Here is a 24,655-nt window from a genome sequence, read left to right on the forward strand (position 1 = left end):
TAAAAATAATTTATGATCACTATCGCTGTTGAAGATCTTGGGCTATTTCCTGGCCAACGGTAGGAACATAGTTGCCGACAAAGCCATGTCCTTTTGTACCACCAACACTCTTTAGCTTCGATTTCTTGGAGCCGCCTGTGCCAATAATCGAGTCGATCTTTCGACCTGTTTCGCTGTAAGTGCCCACAAACATGCTGACCAGATCAAGGCCACCCACAAACAGCTTGACATCGATAAAAGCGGAAGGATGTTGAACGGCATTTCCTGCATAGATTAGCTGAATATAAGTATTCAACTGTTTCTTTGCTTCTTCTGCGGCAAAGCCACTGTAGCTGAGTTCAGCAAGCATATCCGCTGACAACCCAATTTGCGGATCGTTGGCTTGCCAATAGGCCATCACTTCTTCTTGTCGAGCTGCCCTGATGGAGGGCAATAATTCCTTTGTCAATATTTCATGAACATTGCGAACAGCATTGTCGGTCTTGATGGTGCCTCGACTATGGGCAGAAACTGTTACCCGCTTTTTGCTGCGGACCGCATCCAGCATAATGTCTTCTTGCTTGCCCGTGGCTTCATCCTCGATTTGGAGCTTGCCTTTGATGCAGTCGATCAAATCAAAAACAACATTGCCACGCTGGGCGCTGTAGGTGTACAGAATATCAACCGCATCCTGACCAAAAGCAACGTCCTCTTTCCCACCTAGGGCCGTATTAACGGTTTCTTGCAAAGCTGCAGCGCTGAGTAAGCCAGATTTTGGAGCCACAGCCATGCCGTTGATATGGGTGACTTTTGGATACCAATCCCCCAAGGGAATGGGATCGGGATAAGGGGCAACCATGGGTGCTTTGCCCTTAAAGTTAGTCACCAGTCCAGTGGCATAGTAAACGACTGTTCCATCTTCCATCTTCAGGCGTTTGACTTCTTCGATGCGGCGTTGAGGTGCTCGCCCTGAGACTCGAAATTGCTTACTGTCGAAATCGCTAAAGTCTGAGCCATATTTTTTGCCTGCGCCAGTGACTTCTGCAGAAAAGGCGTTACGTCGAGATCGAGTTGGCGGTGGATTCTCTGGATCAAAATCCTGACTGAGGGAAGTGGCAATTTTCTCCAATTCTGTCATCACTTCTTCTCGAAGCTGGAGGACAACAGGTTTTCGGGTGCTGTCTTCGCTAGCGACTTTGAGCCAACCATTAATGGCTTCTAGCAATTCGTTGAGCAGAATACTATCCATTCCCGATTGATCAATCTTTTTGAGGGGATCATCAATGGCAGTAATTCGTTTACGGGGATGAAACAATGTCCCTTTAGTCGCTTCCTGAAAGCTTTTAACATCCATCAACCGCTGAATGGGAGGATTGGCACCCATCATGGGAGAAATATGAAGGTTTGCTGATGGTTCAGACGGAGAAGTTGTATTTTTGTCTCGCTGAGGCTGAAGCCAAGGTTGGGGAGAGTTCCCAGGCGGTTGGTCCAACAAAGTATTCCCTATCTTGGCCCATTTCTGTTGCTGGGCAGCCCATTCTGCTAGTCCAGCTTCATTAGACCTCTCTTGCAGCGTTGGCGGTTGTTCCAAGCTCTGAGAGGGCTTGTCTATTTTTGTTGGCTGAGCGAGATGACGAGTTTTTTTCTTCTGCCGATGACAGTAGGTTCGCATTATTCGGGGAAGCGGAACTGAATATCCTTAGCATGCCCAAGAAGGTAGCGAGGATTGTGCATCAACAAAGTGTGGGATAGGAAGCTAAGTCTTGCCATCTCCAAGGACGCTCCGTCAATCCAGCTCGTTGGGCAGCCGTGTTCTTGAATCGAGAGTGGCACCAAATCCAGTTGAAATAGCTCAGCACCAATCTTAAAGTCATCGCACTCTGTTGCCAGACTTTGCCAAATTTATTCTGTCGTCGATGCCAACGCCCGGTCTGCTGACGCACGATGCCATTGGTCCGCTCTAAGCGTTGGGTCAGGGCTTTACTCACTTCATGGACGACCTCATCGGGTAATTGTCGTGCGTACCCTTCCCAACCATCCGTTTGCCAATGATGACAGGCGGTTTTGCCCTCAGTATTTTCAATCAATTCTTGAGCTAGCTCGTCGGTATGTCTGCCAATACGGCCACTGAGCACGAGACCACTCTCTTTCGCAAGACTCAATGCTATCCAGCAGTCGCCTACCCTCAACTCCTTCGGCTCACAGTGCTTTTGCTTTTTTTGACAAAGGACCACAACTCATCTGCATTAATGACGTCGGTCGCAACGGCCTGAACTTCCCCATTGTGAATCATTTGGGATTTATGACTCGCTGAACGAACCACACTCACACAAGTGTTATACGCTACACCCGTGATGCGAGAGAGTCCTCGTAGACTACTCCCTTCAACATGAGCTTGAAGGATGGTCTGGATCGTTTCAGGAGAGATCTGACGGCGATAACACAGGGTGTCAAAGGTCTCACTAAAGGTCTGTTGACAGTGGGGGCAACGGTAACGTTGACTGCCTTTGCTGGTCTTGCCATGTTTGTGGGTTTTAGGATGACCACATAGAGGACATTGCATGAGGAAATAAAACAACTCGACTCCCTATCGGTTTAACAAACCCACACTTCTTTGATGCACGACCAAGGTAGCGAGTCCTATGCTAAAAATCTCTTTTGGCAAACAAGACTCGGTCCTGGAAGTAGTGAAAAAGTGCTAACACTCCACTAAATATGAAGTATCCGAGTTTAGCTTAGCCCTTCACATTTCGATTATTTAGGTCTTAAACCAGGTTTTAATACAAGGAAAACTCTAAGTTAAAAAAACATGTTCAAGTCATTGAGAGGTTGGGCAAGACTACTAGGAATCTCCTCTCTAAATAGTGATTAATTCAGGGTGCTCAAGGTCTTTATTTCAAGTACTTGTATTTAAAGTGAATTCCATATCTCTGCAATAGAATTTGGATACTCATTTTCATATTTAAGCTGAGGCACGTAGTTTTTACACATGTCCATCACAAAATGGAAACGATGAATCCCTGAGACTGCTTTGTCATAACCTTTATTCCAAAACGCAAAAATAGCCAATGCAATAGCAAGTTTTGTTTTTGGTCCAGCTCCAAATGTATCGCTTAATTGCATTAATCTTCCTGTCGTATAACTTGGGCCTATTTCAACTAGCATTTTATTCTTGCGTAGTTGTTTTAATACCTCACTCTTAGATTCATTTAAGTATCCAGGTCGGACATATTTTATATCTTCCTGGTTTTGATAATTAGAATTATTGTTATTACTATTATTATTCAAATTTATGTAGTAATTTGCTTTATCTTTATCAGGAGGAACCGCAACATAATTCGCTACTTCTTTTGATATTCCTCCCTTATCGATTAACTTATAAAAGTTAATTTTTTCTCCATGCTGGACCAAGTATTTATCTCTAGGCTTATATTGCGGGTTATCTATTTGATATATAACCTCACTCATTTCAAATAAAATAGTTGTTGCATCATGCAATGCCGAAATCAATTCTGAAATACTCTTATTTTCAGGATTATCAAGTACATCAGATATTTTTCCTCCAAAGTAATCCTTATACTCTGCGTCAATCATAAATTCTTTTACTTTTAAGTATCTGGCATCTTTAGTAAAATTATTAATAAAGCCAACAATCCAGAATTCTATTTGTTTCTCAATATCACTTGAAAGCACTTCATCAGCTAATTTATCTTCTTTTTTTGTAGATTCTTTCCTATAATCTTCTGCCAAGATAGCTCTAAAAGCATCTTCCAAATAATAAAATCTATAAGTATATCTCTGACCTGCTGTTGATTGCCCTGTAGATTCCTTTAATCTACCAATCACAACTTTACTCAATAAGCTTTCAGATGATTTATCAGCAAGGAATGAAATATATTCTTTAATTTTACCAGGTTTAATCTTATTCCAGCCTTTTACTATTTCATCCCAGGTATTTTTCTCATATTTAAGCCTATCAAAATCATTTTTATCCTCGAGCTTTAGGCTTTGATAGTAATTAGCATCGATTTTATTCTCTATAATTGATTTCACCCAGGGTTCAATGCGATTAATCCATTCATTTAAATATTGATATAAAGAATTAGGATCTTTCACGATACCTAATTTTGGTTCTGGACCTATCTTGAAGAAATAATCTTGAACCTGCCAATCAATAGCTCTTTGAATATTTGAACTGCTGACAGACTGACCTTGTTGCTGAACAACATGGGTTAATTCGTGGGCGATTAACTCTTGTCCATATTTACTATGGGGTTGATACTCTCCCTTACGGAAAAATACATCCTGTCCTGTTGTAAATGCTTTTGCTTGAATCGACTGACTCAAGCGATCTGACTGGACATCCGTATGCACTCTTACCCTACTAAAATCTGCATTCATGACCTGCCCCATAGATTGTTGGAGACTCACATCTAACTGCCTTCCACTCCCACGAGCCTGGTTGATGGCTGACTCTAGATTTACAGGGAGTGTACCTCCAATACTTTTTGGTCCTTGCTGTTTAGCAAATACCTCTGGCTTCGCTTGTAAGTTATCAATTACCCAGCCCTGATGCTGTCCAGATCTACCTTGGGGTACATTGACAAAATCTGGATAATTAGTGTTGGTAACGACCTGCTTAGCAACTCTATCCGCTTCCTTTTCGTACTTATCATTAGGCTGGCCAATGGTTAGCTTCGGCTGAATCCAAGGTTGATTTATTTCACCCGATAGATTTGGAACCTTATCCATCCATGGAGTTCCAAACCGTTCCCATTTTTGCCGCTGTTTTTCCCATGCCGCCAGTCCCTCCTCATCCGAAGCCTGCATCAGAGGAACTTCGACCAATGGGGGCTGAGTAACCTCTTTGGCTTGGGGTAATTTCTGCGAAGTGGGCTTCTTTGAACGTGAGGTTTGAGTACGCATCATCAAAACTTCCTCAGAACTAGATTTGGCCACACTCAATCCACTCAGACTGGCAAGTAAAAGCAACCACACAGGAATCCCTACGGCAACTGCAACTCTTATCTGTGCAGCACTAGATCAAATCCTATGAGGTTTAAACAGGCAAAATGCCTCAGTTTTATCTCACTTTTGTTTCAGTTCTTCTAGCCAAGCTAGACCAAAGGATGGCGCTGTCATTGCAGTTTCCTCCTGCGCCATTTAAACCCAACCCTTCACCTCTGCATCCGTCAGGGGGCGCTCCAGCTTTACATACTCACTGCGGGCTGCCTGTAATAAATGCTGCATTCCTACCGGCTGCTCAACGTCTGCGGCCAAGAACGCCGCATTTAAAGCAATATTACGAATATTTCCCCCCGATACACTCAGCTTCGCTAGCTTCTTTACATCTAGCCCCTGAGTAGGAGTTTGCTGCGGGAAAATATGCTGCCAAATCTCTGCTCGCTGCTTGGCATCTGGAAATGGGAACTGAACAATAAACCGAATGCGGCGCAGAAATGCTTGATCGAGAGAACCTTTAAGGTTTGTGGTTAAGATGGCTAAGCCCCGATACGCCTCCATCCGCTGCAACAGATAGCTCACCTCAATATTGGCATGGCGATCATGACTATCCTTCACCTCCGATCGCTTCCCGAAGAGGGCATCGGCTTCATCAAACAACAGGATCACGCCTCCCCCTTCTGCCGCATCAAACACTCGCCGTAAATTTTTCTCCGTCTCGCCAATATACTTACTCACCACTGAACTGAGATCGATGCGGTACACATCAAGCTGCAAAGTATTAGCCAAAACCTCCGCTGCCAGAGTCTTACCCGTACCACTAGCCCCAGCAAACAAAGCCGCAATGCCAAGCCCCCGCTGACTTTTACTTTGAAAGCCCCACTGCTCATACACCTGTCGCCGCTGCCGGACATGAACAGCGATGTCTTTTAGCACCTGTTGCTCCTTTTCCGGCAGGACCAAATCTTCCCAGGTACTATTCGACTCAATGCGTTGGGCCAGCTCGTCCAGTCGGGGGCGGGCCTGTTGGCGGCAGGACTGCCACAAGAGAACCGTTGGAGACTGGGGTTCCTTGATTTTATCCATGGTTTTATCGGCTAGGGATTGCAGCCGGAATTGGTGACTAATCTCCCGAATTTTGCTGGCACTGAGATTAAAGTGGGACACCAAGGCCTCGACTTGCCCATTCAGTTGGGTTGTTAATGCTCCCAAGGACTGTTCCCAAACTTGTTGCTGCTCCTGGGGGTTGGGCGATCCGATCTCATGGGTGACGATCTGTCTCAGATGCTGGGGACGACGGACTCGGCTCAAGAGAATAAGGGGGAAAGCCAAACGATCGATGAACCCCGCTAATGCCCGATCTCGATCTTTCGAAGAGTCGTCCAAGCCATCACAGTGCAGGACGATCACTCGATGATGCAACAGCCATTCTCGTTCGAGTAATTTTTGAATAAGCTGCAATCCAGGTTGATCAACAGGTAACGTTTCTGCTGCCAGCCCAAACGGCCACATCCCCATTTGCTCGCAAGCAGCCAGGGTTACTCCTTGCTGGCTGACTATATCAGGTCCGCAAAGCTGGATGATGGGAAATGACTGTTGCAGTTGAAAGGCCCGCCACCAAAGCTGCACCATCTGTTCCACAATCGCTTGGTGCGAAGAAACCAACTCCGTGGGGTAGGGAAAGGGCAAGGTCAAAGGCTTTAATCTCGGATCAACTTCACTATCCCCCAACAGGACCTGCAGCAAATGGGGATCAAGGCTTAGGGGCCGAGTAGATAAAGCCGTACCAGCTCCTACCTCAATTAAGTGCCACTCCTGCAAGGTCCGAAAGGACTGTAGCCCTATCCAATCTGATCCAGCAAAACAAGTTAGGGCTAAACCTAGGGTGGGAAAGGGACGATTCGGATTCCCGTGAGCCAGAGCACAAATGGATTCCCAGCCTCGATCGAGTTCCATGCCGGCACAGAGCAGTAGCACATCCAGAGCAAAGGGCGATAGGCCAAAAGCTTTACTGATTTGCTCTAAATAGGAAGGAGGAGATAGTTCCGATGGGGGTAATGGATCAATGGGTTCAGGAGCTGGGTCCTGGGATTCCAGTTGCTTTCCTTGATGGCGTAGGGCCTGCTTCACCCGTTGCAATGCTTGGGTGAAGTAAAGCCAATTTGCCTCTTGCCATTCGGCATCCCCCTGTTGCATGGGCACTTACTCCGACGTTTCAATGGACTGCAATAGCGCCAGCAAAAAGGCTTGGGCTTCCTTGGGGGTCATCAATAGGGCTTGGCCTTTGTGTAAAATCTCATACTTGCCCTGGTGGTGACCATGCCCCAGAATCAATCCTGCGGATTGGGCACGATTGCCTAACTCATGAAGTTTGTTGTATTGCAGGGATTCTGACTCTAAGTTGATTCGAGGCTCAAGGGAATCATCAGTCATATTTAGCACACCTTAGGGGGTTGGGGTATTTTTTGAATGATGGGCACGGATGACCGGGGTGAGTTCGCCATCTACCATCTGCCACAATTCCCAGGCGGTTTTGAGCTTGGGGGTGAGAGATTGGTTGCCAAAGTCTAAAGCTTTATCTAGGGTCTTCCACTGTTTGGCCAGGGTTGACTGGGTGCAAAAACGAGGCTGTTCGTCCTGCCAGGCTTTGTGGACATAGCCTAAATTGGGGACTTGGATATGGTAGGTGCTCATATCGTTGTCTCAAATGATCTGGACTGTGGGGCCCACAAAGCTACCAAACGTGGGGCTGGTTACTTCTGGGTCGATGTTTAATGAGCTCTCTGCCCCGTCAATTTGGATGCGGACAAAATATTCTCCTGGTTTTACATCGTCCACTTCAACTGTGATGGACTGATTATCAGTCGTTCGGTGAGACGCTTCAAATAAATAGGCGGCTGGATGTTCAACCGTTCGTTCATTCAGGATGAGCGTGACCTGTTGCAGGCTAGCGATGGTAACGTCCGTTGTGATTTGAATCGCAGCAGACCGAAGTTCTTCTTCTTGGCCTTGGGTAATGGTGACGGCTAGGTCAATGATGGTGGGTCGCAACAAAAAGGGAGAAGCATTAGAGACCATTCCGACTTGGTGGTTTGGAGCCACTAAGGCAGCTCTGGCAGAACGCCAAGCTCCAGGTCGGTTTGGTGTGGGGGTTTGCGATTGATGGACCACCTGCAAACTTTGGACTCCAGCCCGGAGGCTATGGGTGGGCAAACGAACCAGAGGCAGCAGCAGCTCTCCTTCACTCACCTGGGAAGGAGTAACTTCCACGGCCCCAATCCGGATACCGGTATGATTTCCCTGCAGCCGTTTGCCCCGAATTAATAGGGTAGAATCGGCCACAATTGGCTCAAATTTACCAGTCATTGACGCAATCTCCGTGATCAGGGGCTGGCCGGAGAAGGGGGCAACAGCTAAGCCTCGACTGGCCACAGGCAGGGCTTTTTGGGCTGGAGTCTGGCCTTCGATCATGATCACTGTACTGCGGTAGGCCATCGACAGGGCATAGGGGGTCTGAAAGAAGACCGACCAGACTTTGGAGAGATCTTCTAAGGACATATCCATAGGTTTAAAGTTAATCTCTTCCACCTGCTGCCATAGATCAGATTCAGCTAGGTATTCGTAATTAGAGTCGGAAAGGGTCTCTTGAATCATCTCCTCCCGCACCACCTGGGCATCGCTAAGGGAGCGGACGACGCTACCTAATAAGCGTTGGGGTTCTAGCTCGACTTCGTTACCATAGACGCTAATCATATAGTGTAGGTCTAGGGCAGTGCGTGATCGCTTAGCCGTATCGCTATGACGATGCCGACCTCGATGATCGGTATTGTTCCAGGCTGTATTTAGGGCGGTTTGATAGAGGTAAATATTGACCCCAGAAACAGGTGTGCCCTTACCGATGTCGGCGGGACGCAGGGTGGTGACCCTGGCTCCTTCTACATCCTCTTGAATGGCCGCTTGCAAGGTCCGTTGGAGGACCGCAGTTACGGTTGCGATCGCAAGAAAGTTACTCATTCACCTAACCTTAGGGGGTAACCAAACCCAGCTTCAGGGCTTTGACAATCGCCTGGGAGCGACTTTTAACCTCAAGCTTTTCAAACACGGCGGTTAGGTGGGCTTTCACCGTTGCGATCGTAATGTGTAAGTGATTTGCGATCGCTTGATTTGATGCCCCCTGAACCAGCCAATGGAGCACCTGCTTTTCCCGCGCCGTCAGATGGAGGGTCTGCTCCGATTGAACAGCCCGACCTTCATAGAAATGAAAAGATCGGAAAAATCCAGTTGCCGCATCCGGTGGCAAAAACACCTCATTCTTCAGCACTGTTTGAATGGCTTGATGCAAATTCATAGCTAACTGAGACTTAAACACATAACCATCAGCCCCCGCTCGCATGGCCCGAAACACCCATTCATCTTCCTGATGGGCTGAAATCACGAGAATCTTGCCGGTGTAGTTCTGCTGTCTGAGATGTTGTAGAGCGGCGACCCCGTCATCTTTCGGCAGTTCCAAGTCTAGAAACAGCAAGGTTGGATGTTGTTCCAACGCCAAACTAATCGCCTGATCGGCTGAGGCTGCCTCACCCACAATATGAAACTGGAACGATTCTTGGGCTTGGTAAAACCCCAGTAATGTTCGCAATCCCTGGCGAAAGGTGGGCTGATCATCCGCTAAAACGACGGATAGCGGCTGAGTACTTCTCATGGTCAAATCCCCCGATAATTCTAATTGTTGGACTCTTGTGGCAAACTAATTGAAAATTGAGCACCGCCTTCTGGCAAATTAGATGCCCACAGCCGACCCCGATGACGACAAACGATTTGCTGTGCGATCGCTAATCCTAAACCTCGCCCTCCTTGCCGTCGTGAGTAATAAGGGGAAAACATGCAGCACAAATCTTCCGATGATAATCCCGGTCCTTGATCCCTGACCTCGATCAAGATTTCGGTTTGGAATCGCTGCCAAGTGAGCGTAATCTGACCTCCTTGGGGGCTAAAATGCAGAGCATTACTCAGTAGATTGTCGAAAACTTGCAGCATTTGCCAACGATCTATCCAAACGACCTCAGACGTTTGTGGATAGCAAATCTCCATGCCCTGACTTTGCAGGTGGGGTTGAAGAGCGCGGATATTCTCCGCCACCAAATCATGTAAATTACATGGTTCAACAAGGGGGGAGTCCTCCTCTTCGTCATCCACCAAATCCTGGAGATGATGATGGAGTTGTTTAACGGCCTGTTGCAACGGTACTAGATAGTTCTGACCGTTTTGGGGGGTTGTTTTAACTTGCAACATGTCAGCATAAAGGGTGATGAGTGACAATGGCGTCCCCAATTGATGAGTGGTCTGGTGAAGATGCTGTTGTTTAGCTAAGAGCGCGGCTCGCTGTTGATTAAAGGCCAAATGCAGATCAAAATAGTCACTCATTAACAGAATTTGTCGTTCTATCCATTGCCGTTCCGACGTCGTTAACGGAGACTGGGAGACAAATAAAAGGTACTGCCCCTGATGCTGACAAAGGCAGCTACTGTAGACTTGCCAGTCTTGATAAACCCAGTGTTGTAAACCGGGTTGAGTAGATACAAGAGCAAATTGAGAAAATAGATTCGGGGATGCTAGGAGATCCTTGAGAGAAGTGCGGTTGTGAGCAGCCGTGAGTATATCCTGCGGTACACAACCATCTACCTCCATCCCAATCTTTAGCTGATGCCCCAACCCCCGCCGTAAAATCCAAGCGATGGGGAGGGATAAATAATCAATAATTAAATCTAAAAAATCCTGGCAATGCTGATTTAAATCGATGGTTGAGAAGGATTGGCGACGGTCTGGAAGCTTTTCCAGACCAAAAGACCCATTGCTTAGAGTTATGGGTTGATCAACCTGCATAGCCGCCCCCCATCCCCATCCAGTAATTATAAAAAATAATAAAACGAGTGAGCGCTTGTTTTATGATTGAAAATTTCACAATTGAAGCAAGGCTGGAGTGAGTTTTCTCCCCCATCACATTTCCACACTTAGTAATAAATCTCATAACCAAACCACTCGCACTCATAAATCAGCCTACGGCTTTCTATTCAAATTCCCCTCGGTATTTAGATTCTTTTAAGTCCCTTAAAAATGAGGCTAATCCTCCTGGTAAATATTTAAAAATATGAGGATCTTGCTTTCGCATGAAACCAATACAAAAGCGTTTGGAGAGTAGAATACCCAGTTATAGACTTTTTGGAATCAGTTTATTTTTTATTCTAAAAAGGATAAAATTCGTGGCTTAACGACTCCTTCAGATAATCGTGGGAGATTGTTTATTGACAAAGTCCTCCATAGCAATAAATCATTAGAGGTTATGGCATGGATAGGTCATTTGGGGGCTTAACTTTTTTATTTTGGCATGAGGTAAAACTTAAAATGCTTCAGTTTTACCTCACTTTTTCCCAGAGATTAGTAAAGAAATATTTAGTTTTTTGATTTTTCCCAACTGGCATCGATAAAAGTCTTATTTACTTGAGTCTTTCAATATTTCAGGAAAAAAACTTGTGCTAGGTGGCTATTTATAAATGGTGCAGCCTAAGGAAGACAATAATTCCGACCTAAGTCTAATAACGATATATTTCGTAACTCCTTACTGTAGAGCTGTGCTCCCTCATGGCGCTCATTTATGATTCCTGCTGTCACTCAAACCTTGGCAGAAATCCTGTCTGACGGAACGTCTTCCATCACGAAGGACCAAATATTTTTCAACCACCCCAAAGTGGAACAGGAGATGGCAGTTGGGGTAAACCTTTACTGTTATGACGTTCGTGAAAGCTATCCTTGCCTCCCAACCGGTTTACCTGGGGAAGAAGGGTCTGAAGCAAAACAGACCAAGCCCTTAAAGTGGTTTGATATTTCCTTCTTAGTTAGTGCCTGGGATTTTACTGCTTTAGGAGAGCAACATTTGCTCTCAGAAGTCCTGATGCTTTTATCCCGTTATTCTTTCTTACCCCTCGAATATTTATCTCCAGTTTTGCAAGGCTACGGCCGTTTGCCCATGAGAGTTTCGACTGGACGATTAGGAGACCCGATCGAACTCTGGCATGCCTTGGGTGCTCCCCTGCGTCCGGCGCTACATGTCATCGTTACCATTCCGTTTCTTATCTCTGATCGAGCGTCTACTAATCCCAACCCCAGTAGGAATCATTGGTGTGAAAGCACGCCTATAAAGTAGTTCAAATTCTTACCCCGTATTGAATGGAGGAAGCTAGTCAATGGCCCTGGATTATTTTGCCCCTGGCGTTTACGTCGAAGAAGTTGACCGAGGGAGTCGCCCCATCGAAGGTGTCAGTCTCAGTGTGGCCGGATTTATCGGCTTTACTGAAGACGTACGCGGAGATGCTGAATTGTTCCAGCCGATGATGATCACCAATTGGGATCAATATCGGGAATTCTTTGCCAAACCTGGTTCAGACGGGTTTACGGATTATGATGCCTACTTACCTTTCGCCGTTCAAGGCTGGTTTCTGAATGGGGGTGGGCGCTGTTGGGTAACGAGTATTGGCACCCAATTACCGGGCTCTGCTGCTCCAGATCCAGAAGAAGCCGGAACCTTATTACCCACCTTTAGTGGCCGACCTTCCTTAAAATTTAGCCTTAAACTACCTGAAGATTCAGGGGATGCTCCTGCACTCCCCTCTGGTGATGCCCGCATACAAGTGGCTATCTTTGAGAGCACGCCCAAGCCAGTGGACGACGATGAAGAGCCCCCTCTCAACTCTGGTGAATTCTTTACCGTTGTCGTGCGGCAAGGAGAAGAACAGCTGGAGATGTATGAACATCTGACCATGAATCCTGACGTTGACACGGCTGTTGCAGACTACGTCGTTACAGCTTTGGAAGAGTCTGAATTCGTTGCAGTTGCGAACCTCTCCCAATCTGGCCAAGCCCTATCTCGTCGCCCAGCCAATGGCGCTTTTGAAATAACCCCTCCACCCCAAATCTCCACCCCTGAAAGATTCCCTCGTGATCTGCAAGGCCAGCGGGATGACCGAACTGGGATGCAAGGGATATTCGAGATTGATGAAGTGGCGATGATTGCCTGTCCTGACCTAATGCGTGCCTACCAAAATGGTCTGCTCGATCTGGACCAGGTTCATGGGGTCATGGAAATGATGGTCAGTCTATGTGAGAATTCCTTCCCTGGACCTGCTTACCGGATGGCTGTCCTAGATCCCCCTCCTGTCAAAATTGGTAAAAATGACAACACCGCGGTTCCCCCAGAGCAACAGCGCCCCCAGCATGTCGCTCAGTGGCTCAATGAGTTTAATCGCCGCTCGATGTTTGGGGCCATCTATTATCCCTGGATCAAAGTCGCAAATCCACGCAATGGTGGACGCCCCATCATGGTGCCACCCTGCGGGCATATGATGGGAATTTGGTGCCGGACAGATGAGTCCAGAGGAGTGTTTAAAGCGCCTGCAAATGATACCCCAAGAGGCGTTATTGGCTTAGCCTACGAAACCAATATGCGGGAGCAGGAACTCTTAAACCCCAAAGGGATCAACTGTATTCGCAACTTTGCCAATTACAATCGTGGCTTTAAAGTTTGGGGAGCACGCACTCTGGTGGAACCAGATAACGTCCAATGGCGTTATATCAGTGTCCGTCGTCTGATCAGCTATATCGAAAAATCCATTGAAATTGGCACCCAGTGGGTCGTTTTTGAACCCAATGATCAGGACCTATGGGCACGGATTACTCGAACCGTTAGTAACTTCCTAGAGCGGCTTTGGCGCGAAGGAGCATTGTTCGGAGCCTCTCCCTCCGAAGCATTCTATGTCAAATGCGATGGTGAATTAAATACCAATGAAACCATTATGTTAGGTCGGCTCTATGTCGAAGTGGGCGTCTGTCCAGTACGACCAGCAGAATTCGTGATCTTCCGCATTAGCCAGTGGGCTCCGAATCAATAAATACTTTAGGGCAGAAAGCGGTGCTCCTGCTTTCTGCCCTAAAGCATATCCATTGGGATTGATAGCCCCTTTGAAGCTCCATCGTTAATTTCATCGATCACTGAACAAGGAGAATAGCTGTGCCGAGTGAACTGAATAAACCCATTGCCCCCAGCAGTTTCTATCTAGAGATTTCTGGTGTTGCAGATGGCGAAAAATCTGTATTCAAAAGCGTAAATATTCCCGATTACTCGCCTAAAGTCCAGGGGGGACAACAGGCAGTGGGGACCACGAAAGGGGGAAAAACGGTTTGGCAAGTCAACTCCGCAGGTTTTGAAGGGTTATTCTCCTTCGACTGCATATGCATTGCCAGTGGAGATGGCGATAGTACCAGTATGAATATGTATAAATGGTTTGAGCAATGTCTGCCCTCCTCCAGTGGTGGCAAAGGCAAGTGGGCCGATAACCAGAAAGAAGGCAGTATTACGGCCTACAACACAGATGGTGAAGAAGTGGCCAAATGGCAGTTTAGTGAAGCTTGGCCGTCTAAGTACAAATGTGCAGACTTAGATGTTACTGCCGATAGCTATATAGAAGAAACCTACACCATCACTTGCGAGAAGTTTAACCGGACAAAATAGTGCCGCTTGCTTCTCGTTAGATCTAGCACAATAGTGTAATTATCAGGGATAAATTCGGAGACCCAAAATGGTTCAGTATCTAGCCAATTCCAAGTTTTATTTTGAGATAGATGGAGTCACTTCTTTAACCCTTAAATCAATCAGTGGCCCTGAAATTGAACTGGAAGTGGCAGGGGGGGATTCAGCCATTGGCGTGACCAAAGATGCTAAAACCCAGACTCAAGCGACGATTGGTGGTGTCAAATACAATAGCACCATCGCCCTCACCTATGTTGCAGGTAACGAGGGAGAGCAAAAGAAGCTTTCAGATTGGTACGATGACTGCCACCCAGACACATTTTCAGGAGGAGGTTCAAAAGCCATGGAAGGCCGTAAAACCGGGTCTTTAGTGATTTATAACCCGGATGGCAAAGAAGCCATGCGCTTTAACTTCACGGATCTATTCCCTGGGGCGAAAAAGCAGGTGGGTAGTCTATCAGTGGATAGTGGTGGACAACTAGCGGAAGACAATATTGATCTGTATTTCACTCAGGTCATCCGCAAAGTCTAAGTTCTATTCACAGTTCACTAAGGTGAACCGCTCCAATGCCTGATCTACCAGAAATCCTTACACGGTCAAGATTTTATCTAGAACTGAAACTCGAGGGAAGTCAAGATTCAGTGGATGGAATATTTATGGAATGTAGTGGATTTCAATCCTCTCAGGAAGTGATTGAAGTGGTAGAGGTGACCCCCCAACTCTGGGGAAAACAGGGAAAAACCAAAGGTCGCAACATCCGCACCAAGATCCCTGGCAATGCCACTTACTCTAACCTCACTTTAAAGCGGGGTTTGATGTCTTCCATGACTTTATGGAACTGGTTACAAAAGGTGCAAGAAGGGGACTGGGCCGAGCAGCGCCGGGAAGGTGCGCTGGTGATTTATAACCAAGCGGCGAAAGAACAGTGCCGGTTGGAATTTCAGGGAGCCTGGCCTGTCAGCTACAAAATTTCTGATCTAGATGTCAAAAGTGGGGAACATAACATCGAAGAGGTGGAGATTACGGTTGAATCCGTCAAGCGAGTAGAGGTAACGGCGTAATATGCAACTGAGTAATAATTTAGGGCTAGCACCTCCCCCTGAGGCTCCTCAACCTATAACAGAGCCTCAAACAATTTTAGGTTCGGTGCAAACAGAGTTTGAATTTGAGTTGCCCAAAGGCTACCTCGATACGGCAGGGAATTTACATCGAAAGGGAATTATGCGCTTATCCAGGGCCATGGATGAGATTGTGCCCATGCGCGATCCACGGGTAAAAGCCAATCCAGCCTATGCTACGGTCATTATTCTGTCTCGGGTGATCACTCGTTTGGGGGCCCTAGACTCAATCAGCCCCAATATTATCGAAGGTCTGTTTGCCTGTGACCTCAGCTATCTTCAGAAGTTCTATCGACTCATCAATGAACTTGAAGATGGCGCAGAAGCTGAAGCACCTTCGTCTCCTGAACCCCAAGGATCCTAACCCTTACTAATCTATTCAGAATGAACGACTCTTCAACCTACGTGTTTACTTTGCCCAAAGGGTTACTGGATGATCAAGGAACCCTCCATCGTCAAGGAGGGCTACGTCTGGCCACGGGGCATGATGAGATCAAAAGTCAGCGAGATCCACGAGTTCAAGACAATCCCCACTATGGGGCTTTGGTTCTGCTAACCCAGGCCATTACTTTTTTAGGACACTTTCAGACCGTTACCCCCCTTCATTTAGAGCAATTATTTCTAACGGACTTTCTTTACCTGCAAGAGGTTTACGTCGATCTCACCCATTCTTACGGAGGCCCGATTGAACTGGGGGAGCACTGGGCTACCCCCTAGATAAACTCTATGAGGAGGTAGCCTATATCGCTTATCACTTTCACTGGTCCCGGAATGACATTCTGCTCATGGACCATGGAGAACGGTTGCAGTGGATTCGAGAGATTGAGCGGTTAGTTGGCTAGGTTTCTTCAGCGTATGGTCAATATGAATCATGATCCCTAAGCCCCCCTACCCTCAATATGCCTGCCCACAAGGAAACCCTTTAACCTGCACTGAAGATTCAGGAAAGGGAAGTTGCTCAGTTTGTCATTTTCCAGGAGTTCTCTCGGCCAAAACCAAAATAAACGGCCAAAATCAATATGAAATTGTTGATTTTTTAGGCCAGCGAGGAAACGGCCGCTTATATAAGGCAACCAATCTTTCCGATCAAAGCGCCTGTGTCTTGAAAGAATATGTGCTTCCACAGCAGACTTTTAATTCTAGTCAAATGGCTGAGCGGAGAGAAGCATTCATCCAACGATCAGGCATTAGCTTAGCGGATGGTCGCGCCCAGAACTTTCGGTTGGTGATGCCTGTAGAGGCCATCCCATCTCCGCTGCCTTCATCTGAACGGTATTTCCTGGTATACGGCGGTGAGTATACCCATACCACTTCTCTAAAACAGTTTCTTGATCACCAATCTCCTCTATCAGTTGCAACAATACGAAATATTTTGTCCCAGATTCTGCAAAGTTTGGAATTTATGCACCAACAGCAATTCCGATGGATCTCAGGTCAGGTGCAAGCGGGTCTTCTCCATGGCAATCTCAATCTAGATAGCGTGTTGGTTGCTGAGAAAAATCCAGGACTACTGGTATATCTCTGCGATTTTTATTTTTGGGAGTCTCTGTTTACGTCCCCTTTCGCGCCGCAATCCCGACCTGCGATCGCACAGGATTTACAGGCCGTTGGAACAATAGCTGAGTATTTAACCACAGCATCCCAAGACATACAGCCACCTTTAGACGCAACTCAAATAGAGAGCCAGAGTAGATCTGACCTTCCCCTGGCTGATCAACAGTTTATTCAGCGCTTAACTGGAGAGTCAGCCCCTCCCTTTGAAACTTCTGAACAGGCACGGCAAGCGCTTTTGAGCTTACCTCCTGTTCCTCTGTTGGACAGGCCATTTTCTCCAGTCACGGCGCAAAAATCGATCCCCACTCATCCATTTCGCTGGTGGATGGGATTAGTCTTTGCTTACATTTTCATAGGCAGTGTAGGTATAGGGTGGCTATACCTCAGAAATCAAACTAAACACTCACTTGTTACAGAGCATATCCCTTGCTGTATCGATCAAGTTGCCAATGTGCCGACAGGACCAGTTCAATTCTTAGCTGAGAAACAAGGGACCTGGGATTTCCTTTATACTCAACCCCACCTGCTAAAACGGAATACAACCCTGCAGCGGGAATTAAATCAGGCTCAAGCCCTACTTCAATCTTGGCAATATCAGCCCATGTCCGTATCCCAAGATATGTTGGCTGATAATCCACCTGGAGCCTACGGGCAGAAAGTGATGGACTTGCTCAATGGAGATTCAGCAAACTTTATAATTACCAACCATGCAGATAACATTGATCCATCCTTCGGTGTTAAACCCTTTGCCTATAATGGCATCGCTGTCTTTGTCGCCTTTGGTTATGCCCAGCGAGAGAATAGCCTTCCTCGAAGATTAAAGGGCAAAATTACCTTGCAACAGTTACGAGGTTTATATACTGGCAAAATCAAGAATTGGCGGGAGTTAGGCGGCCCTAATCGTCCAGTTAAAGTATATTTCCCCAATCAGGATGGACTGCTGCGTATCTTTGAGCGAAAAGTTCTGGTGGACGAATCTAGCATTGCAGCTTTCCGAAAACAGATAGCCACTCAGGTTCGAACATCTAGGCGTATACCGGACCAAACCTGTGTGGGTTCCTTTTGCGGTTTTGCCAGCACCACTTTGCAACTCCGAGCCGTGATTAAAGACTTCGAAGATCGAGACTCCTTCAGCATTGGGTTCGATGAGTTAAACAAAGTCATTAATCAATGTTCTGTTTATCCCTTAGCTCTTGCAGACAAAGGGAAGGTTGCTATTTCCCCATTTCGGTTAAATAATCACCGTCCCATTACACCTACAACGGACTTATGCAATTCCAAAGCCAGTTATTCCGTCAATAATCAGGCACTTCAAAACCAAACGTATCCCCTCGCTTTTTCCCTAAATGTGGTTTTTGCTCGCGATAATCGGCGCCAACCGGCTGGACAAACCTTTGCCAATATTCTCAAAACCCAAGAAACCCAATGTTGGCTCCAGCAACTTGGACTAGTTCCCCTCCGCAAGATTTCTGCAAAATCTGCATGTCAGGCAAAACCCAAGACAAAACCCTAGCGTTTTGCGGTGACAAAGCAAATCGCTAGGGTTTAAGAGAGAGGATTTTAAATCCCAGGAATTTCAGAAAGCTCGCACTGAAGCTCTTCGACGTTAAAACCAATCATTTCTTGCCACTCATCTACTGTGAAGTGATAGCCATGCATCTGGGCCATGCTGACAAACTCTTCTTGATTTGAGGCTGTATTCAATTGCTGCCGCAGTATAGGATTCTCCTGTGTTGCTCTAAATAATCTTGCAAATTCTGTTTTTGCCATCGTTCCACCCTAATTAGACAATGGTTCATGCCCCTCACTTATAGAGCACTGGCTCAGGTTTCTCCATTAGCCAAAAGTTGAGGGTGCAGACCATGGAAAGGATTGGAAGATCAGATTTGTAGCCAATAGACAAGTCAACTCGGCTGGATGTGAACCTTAGTTCAAGGGCTATAGGCTTGGATCGATGCTCTAGTGGAGAGACCTAACTCATGGCATATGGGGGACAATATAAAATTTATTTTAAAGAAATATGAGATTTCCCTGAATTTAACCTTAGAATAATGCTACAAGTAATAAGAATTGCGCGGGGACAGAGGAAGTCTATCCTACGGAGTATTACATACTAATGAACACAAAATAAGTTATTCTGGATTCGCGAAAAAGATAAGCGCCTCAGCTAATCAACACTAAGCACTCACTTCTTTTTTGTTGTTAATAGCCTCCTTGTAACCCAGTTTTCTGGACCAACTGTCTTTCAGTAGAAACTTGGGCTGTCGTGCATAACCGGTTACATAAAGCTTAATTGGCCTTGGTTATGTAGCTAAGGGGTCAGAATCAGTTCCCTGCTGAATCAATAGAATATTCAAGCTATTTTTGGCTCTTGAGATTGCTAAAGCTTTTTTGCTTTGGCTCATTTTTCCAGACTTAAATTTGGTTTGAAGAGTTATTAAATCTATAGACCTTCTCTGGGTTTAGACCTAGTGAAGGGAAAGTTCTGTAGGGCAATTTCTTCAATAAAAGCTTGAATAGATTTTTTAATTGTTGGATTTTTCTGAGGTTTAAATCATGAACGATAACGAAATGACACCTAATTTTTTAGAGCCGACCGCCAATCCGCTCTATGGTTCTCGAATATTCGATATAGATCAAGAAGAGGGTAGCGTTCCAGGCAATACGACCTCTTTATTTCAATATCGTTCGATTGATGGAACAGGCAATAACCCTTATTTCAACGATGCGGGTTCAACGGGAACTCAGCTTTTAAGGCTTTTAACCCCAGCTTATGCTGACGGCATCAGTACTCCTCGTGGAAGGGCGATCACTTTCAATTCGCCACGAGGCCCTTACAGTATTCCTGATCCAGCTGGATTGCCTAATCCCAGAACGATCAGTAATACTGTGGCTAGCCAAACTGAGTCGGTACCCAATTTTCTGGGAGCGAGCGATTGGTTGTGGCAGTGGGGACAATTTATTGATCACGACTTGGATTTGAATGAAGGTGGACATGAAGCCTTTTTTATCCCAGTTTCTCCATCTGATCCTCTCTATAATCAGCAATTTCCCTTCCTGCCGTTTACCCGTGTGCCAGCTGCCTACGGGACGGGGACTAGCACTGATAACCCCCGCGAACAAAGTAATGAGATTACCTCATTTATTGACGGTTCTGGCGTGTATGGTTCGGATACGGAACGCGCAAACTTTCTCCGATCCTATGCAAACGGTAAGCTGAAAACCACTGTTGCTGAGAATGGCGAACAACTCTTACCGTATAATCGCGCAATTGACCCATTTGGTAATGCTGACGGTGGAGAAGATATCGCAGCTGCGGATCTTTACTTAGCAGGGGATGTTCGTGCCAATGAACAAATCGGGCTGACTGCCAATCATGTTTTGTTTGTACGTGAACATAACCGTCTAGCTGCCGACATTTTAAATCGGCTAGAGGCAGGTGAATCAGAACTTGTCGCTCAATATCAATCCTTCAAAGGTGAGTATCTCAACAAGAATGGAGCCACCGATGAAGATACGGTGAAGGATGAATACCTTTACCAAGCTGCCCGTAAGGTCATTGGGGCTCAGATTCAAATCATTACCTATAAAGAGTTTCTGCCGATTCTGATTGGAGATACCCTGTTAGATGACTATGAGGGGTACAAGCCCTATATCAATCCAGCTGTTAGCAATGAATTTGCAAATGCGGCTTATCGTTTGGGCCATACTCTCCTCAATAATCAAATCCACCGTTTTGATGACAATGGTTTAGAGTCGATTGCCCTAAAAGACGCCTTCTTTAAACCAGAAGAAGTGTCTGCCAATGGGGTTGATTCCCTTTTGCGAGGGCTGGTATTACAAGAAGCTCAGGAACTAGATAACTTTATTGTGGACGGCGTCCGAAACTTCCTTTTTGGCGCGGGTACTGGAGGATTGGACCTTGCCTCTGTCAATATTCAACGAGGCCGGGAAGTAGGTCTCCCTAGTTATGTTGATGCTCATAAGCAACTTTTTGGCGTCGAAATTACCTCTTTTAAGGAGTTGCCGTTTGCCCCTGCTGTGATTGAGTTATTTGAGACAGCTTACGATCATGTGGGTCAGATCGATTTATGGCTTGGTGGTATTTCGGAGTTATCGGCGAATCATGGTGGCCTGCTGGGACCGACCTTTAGCTTTTTCATCAAAGACCAATTTGCTCGGGCAGCCGCTGGCGATCGCTTTTTCTTCTTGAATGATCTGGATGAATTAAAGGTGCTCGATGATGACATAACTCAAACCAACCTAGCGGATATCATCCGTCTAAACACGACTCAGGATTATCTGGTTCAAGACAATGTGTTCCAGGTCCCCTATGAGAGCAAAATATTGGGAGATGATGGCCAAAATTCATTACGGGGAACTCGGCAGAACGATCTGATTGATGGATTAGAGGGCAATGACTTTATCCGTGGGAATTTTGGAGCTGATATCCTGATCGGTAATCTTGGTGATGACTACTTAGTCGGTGGTGCAGGAGACGATACCGTTATTGGCGGTGATGGGAATGACGTGTTGACTGGATCTGCTGACAACGATGTCTTAGTTGCAGGCAATGGCAACGATATGGTCAGAGGGGGTAACGGCAATGATATTATCAATGGTGTTGGCGATCAGTTTGGTCAACGAGACTTTGACCTCTTAAAAGGCGGTAGAGGTGAAGATGTTTTTATCCTAGGAGATGAGCGTTCTGTCTTTTATAAAGGTCAGGGGCTTGCTATTATTCAACGGTTTGAACTCAATCGAGATACGATTGAGCTTGCAGGTAGTGCTGCAGACTATACGTTGATGACCTTCGGCAGTCGAACGAGTCTTAGTCTAGCTGGGAGTAACGATTTGATTGCGATTCTGGAAGGAAGAGTTGAAAATTTCAACACTGGCTTTAAATTCATTCAGAATCAGTAAATCGCTTTTCTATCTCACTAGCGTTCAATAGCCTCTACGACCTCTAGGGAGTCCAACTCTAGAGGTCTCTCGTTTGGGGAATAGATTGAACGGGATGATGATTGCCGGGGTAGGGAGGACAGATGATCACCATTGGCAATGAGCGGTCAGGAGCGGCCTTTTCCCCTTGCCGGACCTGGCGATATCAATTGTGGCGTCGGTGGAATGGAACCCCTCTGATTATCATCATTGGTCTCAATCCCAGTACGGCTGATGAATCTTATAACGATCCAACGATTACTCGCTGTATGGGCTTTGCTCAGCGTGAAGGTTATGGTGGCTTATTAATGCTCAATTTATTTGCTTTTCGAGCGACTGCTCCTGCTGACTTGAAAGAAGCCCAGGATCCGATTGGCCCGGAAAATGATGGGGTGATCTTGTCAAAGTGCCAGAACCAAGATCGAGTAATTGTCGCCTGGGGCAATCATGGGGGGTTTTGTGGGCGCGATCGCATCATCAGTACCCTATTGAATTCATCTGCAACCAAGGTGGAGTGCTTTGGGGTCACTCAATCGGGATGTCCGCGTCATCCCCTCTACCTTAAAAAAGACACTCCTCTAGTGCAGTGGTCTGGTTAAGGGGATAGATAAGATCGACAAAAGTAATGCTTTCATCTTGCCCAGGAATCGATCCCAAATGCCTGGGTGGATTTTATTTCACAGTGCGCTGTAAGTACTGCTATAAAAACATTTCAGGAAGCCTATGAATTGCTATTCACCTTTTCATCGAGACAGAACTGAAACAATAAATCAGGCTCGGCAATCAATGATGTGGCCATGCCATAGGCAAATTGAATGGGCAATGTAAGAAACACAGACCGTATTGAATTCTAGAAATAGCTCAGTCTGCTCATTTCATCAGAGGCTAGGATATATAGCAGCCATATATTTATTTTTAATTCGATTTAGAGCTAAATTATCTCATTTATACTTATTTTTATACATAAATATCTTTTTTTTATATTTTTAAGCTCAATATCTACCAATAAAGATCTTCTTGTTTATTTCTTTAAGAAAAGATAAAATAGGGTTTCATGGCTTTTTTAAAGATGTTTTTATTTATACAGAAGAGATAAAGATGAAAAAAATACAATCAGAATGTTTTCAATCTTCTTGAAGACAGAGTCGCCTTATCTACTCCTAAACTGGATCAATTTTTGGTAGTTCAATCACGCTTATTTGGGAAATTCTCATCCTGTTTTATTGGTTTTTATCTTGAAGATTACTATTTTCATCTTTTCGTTTATAAGCATTGAATAGGTAAAGAAATTACCTGAGAACAACCTTCTATAGGATTGTCTGACATCTGAAAGGCCTTTGTACGGTTAGAGGCCTTCCCATTAACTTCCATCTATTGGAGATGTAATGAGTGGCAATGGATCAACGCTTTTATGTGCGCTCGATCACTGCACCCAAGGGTATCAGGGCCGATTATAAGGTCATCGGGAAGAGAATCAAATCTGTTTGGTACGGCTTATTGGTTCTTGTCTCCCTCCTAAATTAGATGGCAGACAATCTGCAACCACATCTTCTTTTATTCATACAAGTCCAGCCTGCCCTGAGCTAACTGCGTGACCGCCATGAAAACGACTCTGCCAAAGCCAACCAAAGTAAGCCCAAACTTCATTGCAGACAAAGTCCTCATGTCTCTGCCTCAACCTAAGGTCTTATTAAAACCAACCAGCGCGGCCCAAATGAACAAGTCATTGCCAGAGCAGCAAGTTCTGAACTCTTCTATCACTGCTCTTCGATTGAACAAATCAATGCGCACCATTATGCAGTGGGCACATGGCGGAGAAAGCAAATCAGTCTGTGTTGCCAATGTCCATATGTTGATGGAAGCCTATTGGCATGATAAGTTTTCTCAGGTTCTGCAAAACGCTGACATGGTCACCCCTGATGGCATGCCTTTAGTTTGGATGATGAAATTGCTCGGGCGTAAAGGGCAAGACCGCGTAGCAGGTATGGACATCCTGCAAAGCCTTTGCCAAAAAGCTTCAGAGGAGAAGGTTAGAGTATTTTTCCTAGGGTCTCAGAAATCTATTTTGGACCGGATGCGTGCTCGTTTAGAAAAGGAATATCCCAATCTCGAAATTGCGGCGATGAAGCCTTTACCCTTCCGTCCGCTGACCGCGGCTGAGGATCAAGAGCTGATTGAAGAAATCCATGAATCCGGTGCTGGAATCGTCTTTTTGTCTCTAGGTTGTCCCAAGCAAGAGAAATGGATGGCCGAACATCAAGGTCGCGTCCAAGCGGTGATGATTGGACTCGGCGGTGCCTTTCCAGTCTATGCAGGCTTGAAAAAGTGGGCTCCTCGCTGGGTCAGACAAGCCGGGCTTGAGTGGCTATATCGCTTAGTTCAAGAGCCTAAGCGCCTTATTGGTCGCTATACCCAAACGATTCCACCTTTTATCTTTCTCGCCTCTGTGCAGTTAGTGGCCCATCACTTGGCACCGAAAAGATTGCTTAACGCTTTCAATCTCTAAACACTGTCTCACAT

General features: G+C 45.9%; 22 protein-coding genes. 12 read left to right on the forward strand and 10 right to left on the reverse strand.

Annotation, left to right across the window (positions count from 1 at the left end):
- Nucleotides 1-19: 19 nt before the first annotated feature.
- The 9 genes from AM1_RS01120 to AM1_RS01165 all read right to left on the reverse strand — a co-directional run bounded on the left by AM1_RS01120 (nucleotide 20) and on the right by AM1_RS01165 (nucleotide 10,824).
- Nucleotides 20-1,651 carry a hypothetical protein gene (locus AM1_RS01120; RefSeq protein WP_012160955.1) on the reverse strand — a complete coding sequence of 544 codons (1,632 nt, stop codon included), beginning with the start codon at nucleotides 1,649-1,651 and terminating at the stop codon, nucleotides 20-22.
- Between the two features lie 61 nt (nucleotides 1,652-1,712).
- A protein-coding gene (locus tag AM1_RS39545) for an IS1-like element ISAcma3 family transposase (RefSeq protein ID WP_148215646.1) occupies nucleotides 1,713-2,557 on the reverse strand; the annotation gives its coding sequence in 2 pieces (ribosomal slippage) (nucleotides 1,713-2,198 and nucleotides 2,201-2,557; 843 coding nt in all).
- A 332-nt stretch (nucleotides 2,558-2,889) separates the two neighbouring features.
- The gene (locus AM1_RS37435; RefSeq protein WP_049783672.1) at nucleotides 2,890-4,908 is read right to left on the reverse strand and encodes an eCIS core domain-containing protein; all 2,019 of its coding nucleotides are present in this window, start codon (nucleotides 4,906-4,908) and stop codon (nucleotides 2,890-2,892) included.
- 234 nt (nucleotides 4,909-5,142) lie between these two features.
- Nucleotides 5,143-7,137 carry an ATP-binding protein gene (locus tag AM1_RS01140; RefSeq protein ID WP_012160959.1) on the reverse strand — a complete coding sequence of 665 codons (1,995 nt, stop codon included), beginning with the start codon at nucleotides 7,135-7,137 and terminating at the stop codon, nucleotides 5,143-5,145.
- 6 nt (nucleotides 7,138-7,143) lie between these two features.
- The gene (locus AM1_RS01145) at nucleotides 7,144-7,374 is read right to left on the reverse strand and encodes a hypothetical protein (protein ID WP_012160960.1); all 231 of its coding nucleotides are present in this window, start codon (nucleotides 7,372-7,374) and stop codon (nucleotides 7,144-7,146) included.
- A gap of 12 nt (nucleotides 7,375-7,386) precedes the next feature.
- Entirely contained in the window at nucleotides 7,387-7,635 is a 249-nt protein-coding gene (locus AM1_RS01150; RefSeq protein WP_012160961.1) for a hypothetical protein, read from the reverse strand.
- A 9-nt stretch (nucleotides 7,636-7,644) separates the two neighbouring features.
- On the reverse strand, nucleotides 7,645-8,955 hold the full coding sequence (locus AM1_RS01155; protein WP_012160962.1) for a DUF4255 domain-containing protein: 1,311 nt from the start codon (nucleotides 8,953-8,955) through the stop codon (nucleotides 7,645-7,647).
- 10 nt (nucleotides 8,956-8,965) lie between these two features.
- The gene (locus tag AM1_RS01160; protein ID WP_012160963.1) at nucleotides 8,966-9,643 is read right to left on the reverse strand and encodes a response regulator; all 678 of its coding nucleotides are present in this window, start codon (nucleotides 9,641-9,643) and stop codon (nucleotides 8,966-8,968) included.
- Nucleotides 9,644-9,663: 20 nt separating this feature from the next.
- Complete coding sequence (locus AM1_RS01165) at nucleotides 9,664-10,824, reverse strand: sensor histidine kinase (RefSeq protein ID WP_012160964.1); 1,161 nt, start codon at nucleotides 10,822-10,824, stop codon at nucleotides 9,664-9,666.
- Nucleotides 10,825-11,593: 769 nt separating this feature from the next.
- Between AM1_RS01165 and AM1_RS01170 the strand changes: the two genes are divergently transcribed.
- The 9 genes from AM1_RS01170 (at nucleotide 11,594) to AM1_RS01205 (ending at nucleotide 18,707) form a co-directional block, all read left to right on the forward strand.
- Entirely contained in the window at nucleotides 11,594-12,142 is a 549-nt protein-coding gene (locus AM1_RS01170) for a DUF4255 domain-containing protein (protein WP_012160966.1), read from the forward strand.
- 40 nt (nucleotides 12,143-12,182) lie between these two features.
- Nucleotides 12,183-13,883, forward strand: coding sequence for a phage tail sheath family protein (locus AM1_RS01175; RefSeq protein ID WP_012160967.1), 1,701 nt, complete (start codon nucleotides 12,183-12,185; stop codon nucleotides 13,881-13,883).
- A 119-nt stretch (nucleotides 13,884-14,002) separates the two neighbouring features.
- Complete coding sequence (locus AM1_RS01180) at nucleotides 14,003-14,503, forward strand: phage tail protein (protein WP_012160968.1); 501 nt, start codon at nucleotides 14,003-14,005, stop codon at nucleotides 14,501-14,503.
- A 67-nt stretch (nucleotides 14,504-14,570) separates the two neighbouring features.
- A complete protein-coding gene (locus tag AM1_RS01185; RefSeq protein ID WP_012160969.1) occupies nucleotides 14,571-15,053 on the forward strand; it encodes a phage tail protein in 483 nt (160 codons plus the stop codon).
- Nucleotides 15,054-15,088: 35 nt separating this feature from the next.
- Entirely contained in the window at nucleotides 15,089-15,583 is a 495-nt protein-coding gene (locus AM1_RS01190; protein WP_041658593.1) for a phage tail protein, read from the forward strand.
- 1 nt (nucleotide 15,584) lies between these two features.
- Nucleotides 15,585-16,004: a hypothetical protein gene (locus tag AM1_RS01195; RefSeq protein ID WP_012160971.1), complete on the forward strand. Its 420-nt coding sequence runs from the start codon at nucleotides 15,585-15,587 to the stop codon at nucleotides 16,002-16,004.
- A 20-nt stretch (nucleotides 16,005-16,024) separates the two neighbouring features.
- On the forward strand, nucleotides 16,025-16,357 hold the full coding sequence (locus tag AM1_RS01200) for a hypothetical protein (protein WP_041658594.1): 333 nt from the start codon (nucleotides 16,025-16,027) through the stop codon (nucleotides 16,355-16,357).
- The gene (locus AM1_RS44185; protein ID WP_315875439.1) at nucleotides 16,342-16,482 is read left to right on the forward strand and encodes a DUF6760 family protein; all 141 of its coding nucleotides are present in this window, start codon (nucleotides 16,342-16,344) and stop codon (nucleotides 16,480-16,482) included. The genes AM1_RS01200 and AM1_RS44185 overlap by 16 nt, the downstream gene beginning before the upstream one ends.
- Before the next feature lie 29 nt (nucleotides 16,483-16,511).
- Nucleotides 16,512-18,707, forward strand: coding sequence for a substrate-binding domain-containing protein (locus AM1_RS01205; RefSeq protein WP_012160973.1), 2,196 nt, complete (start codon nucleotides 16,512-16,514; stop codon nucleotides 18,705-18,707).
- Between the two features lie 47 nt (nucleotides 18,708-18,754).
- Here AM1_RS01205 and AM1_RS01210 read toward each other — a convergent pair whose 3' ends face one another.
- Nucleotides 18,755-18,964, reverse strand: a complete 210-nt coding sequence (locus AM1_RS01210; protein ID WP_012160974.1) for a Nif11-like leader peptide family natural product precursor — start codon at nucleotides 18,962-18,964, stop codon at nucleotides 18,755-18,757.
- 786 nt (nucleotides 18,965-19,750) lie between these two features.
- Between AM1_RS01210 and AM1_RS01215 the strand changes: the two genes are divergently transcribed.
- The 3 genes from AM1_RS01215 to AM1_RS01225 all read left to right on the forward strand — a co-directional run bounded on the left by AM1_RS01215 (nucleotide 19,751) and on the right by AM1_RS01225 (nucleotide 24,641).
- Complete coding sequence (locus AM1_RS01215) at nucleotides 19,751-22,117, forward strand: peroxidase family protein (RefSeq protein ID WP_012160975.1); 2,367 nt, start codon at nucleotides 19,751-19,753, stop codon at nucleotides 22,115-22,117.
- 122 nt (nucleotides 22,118-22,239) lie between these two features.
- Nucleotides 22,240-22,734, forward strand: coding sequence for a DUF1643 domain-containing protein (locus tag AM1_RS01220; RefSeq protein WP_012160976.1), 495 nt, complete (start codon nucleotides 22,240-22,242; stop codon nucleotides 22,732-22,734).
- A 1,115-nt stretch (nucleotides 22,735-23,849) separates the two neighbouring features.
- Nucleotides 23,850-24,641 (forward strand): WecB/TagA/CpsF family glycosyltransferase, encoded by a 792-nt coding sequence (locus AM1_RS01225; protein WP_041660700.1) that lies wholly within the window; start codon nucleotides 23,850-23,852, stop codon nucleotides 24,639-24,641.
- Nucleotides 24,642-24,655: the final 14 nt, after the last annotated feature.

The sequence above is a fragment of the Acaryochloris marina MBIC11017 genome, assembly GCF_000018105.1.
GTDB classification, from domain to species: domain Bacteria; phylum Cyanobacteriota; class Cyanobacteriia; order Thermosynechococcales; family Thermosynechococcaceae; genus Acaryochloris; species Acaryochloris marina.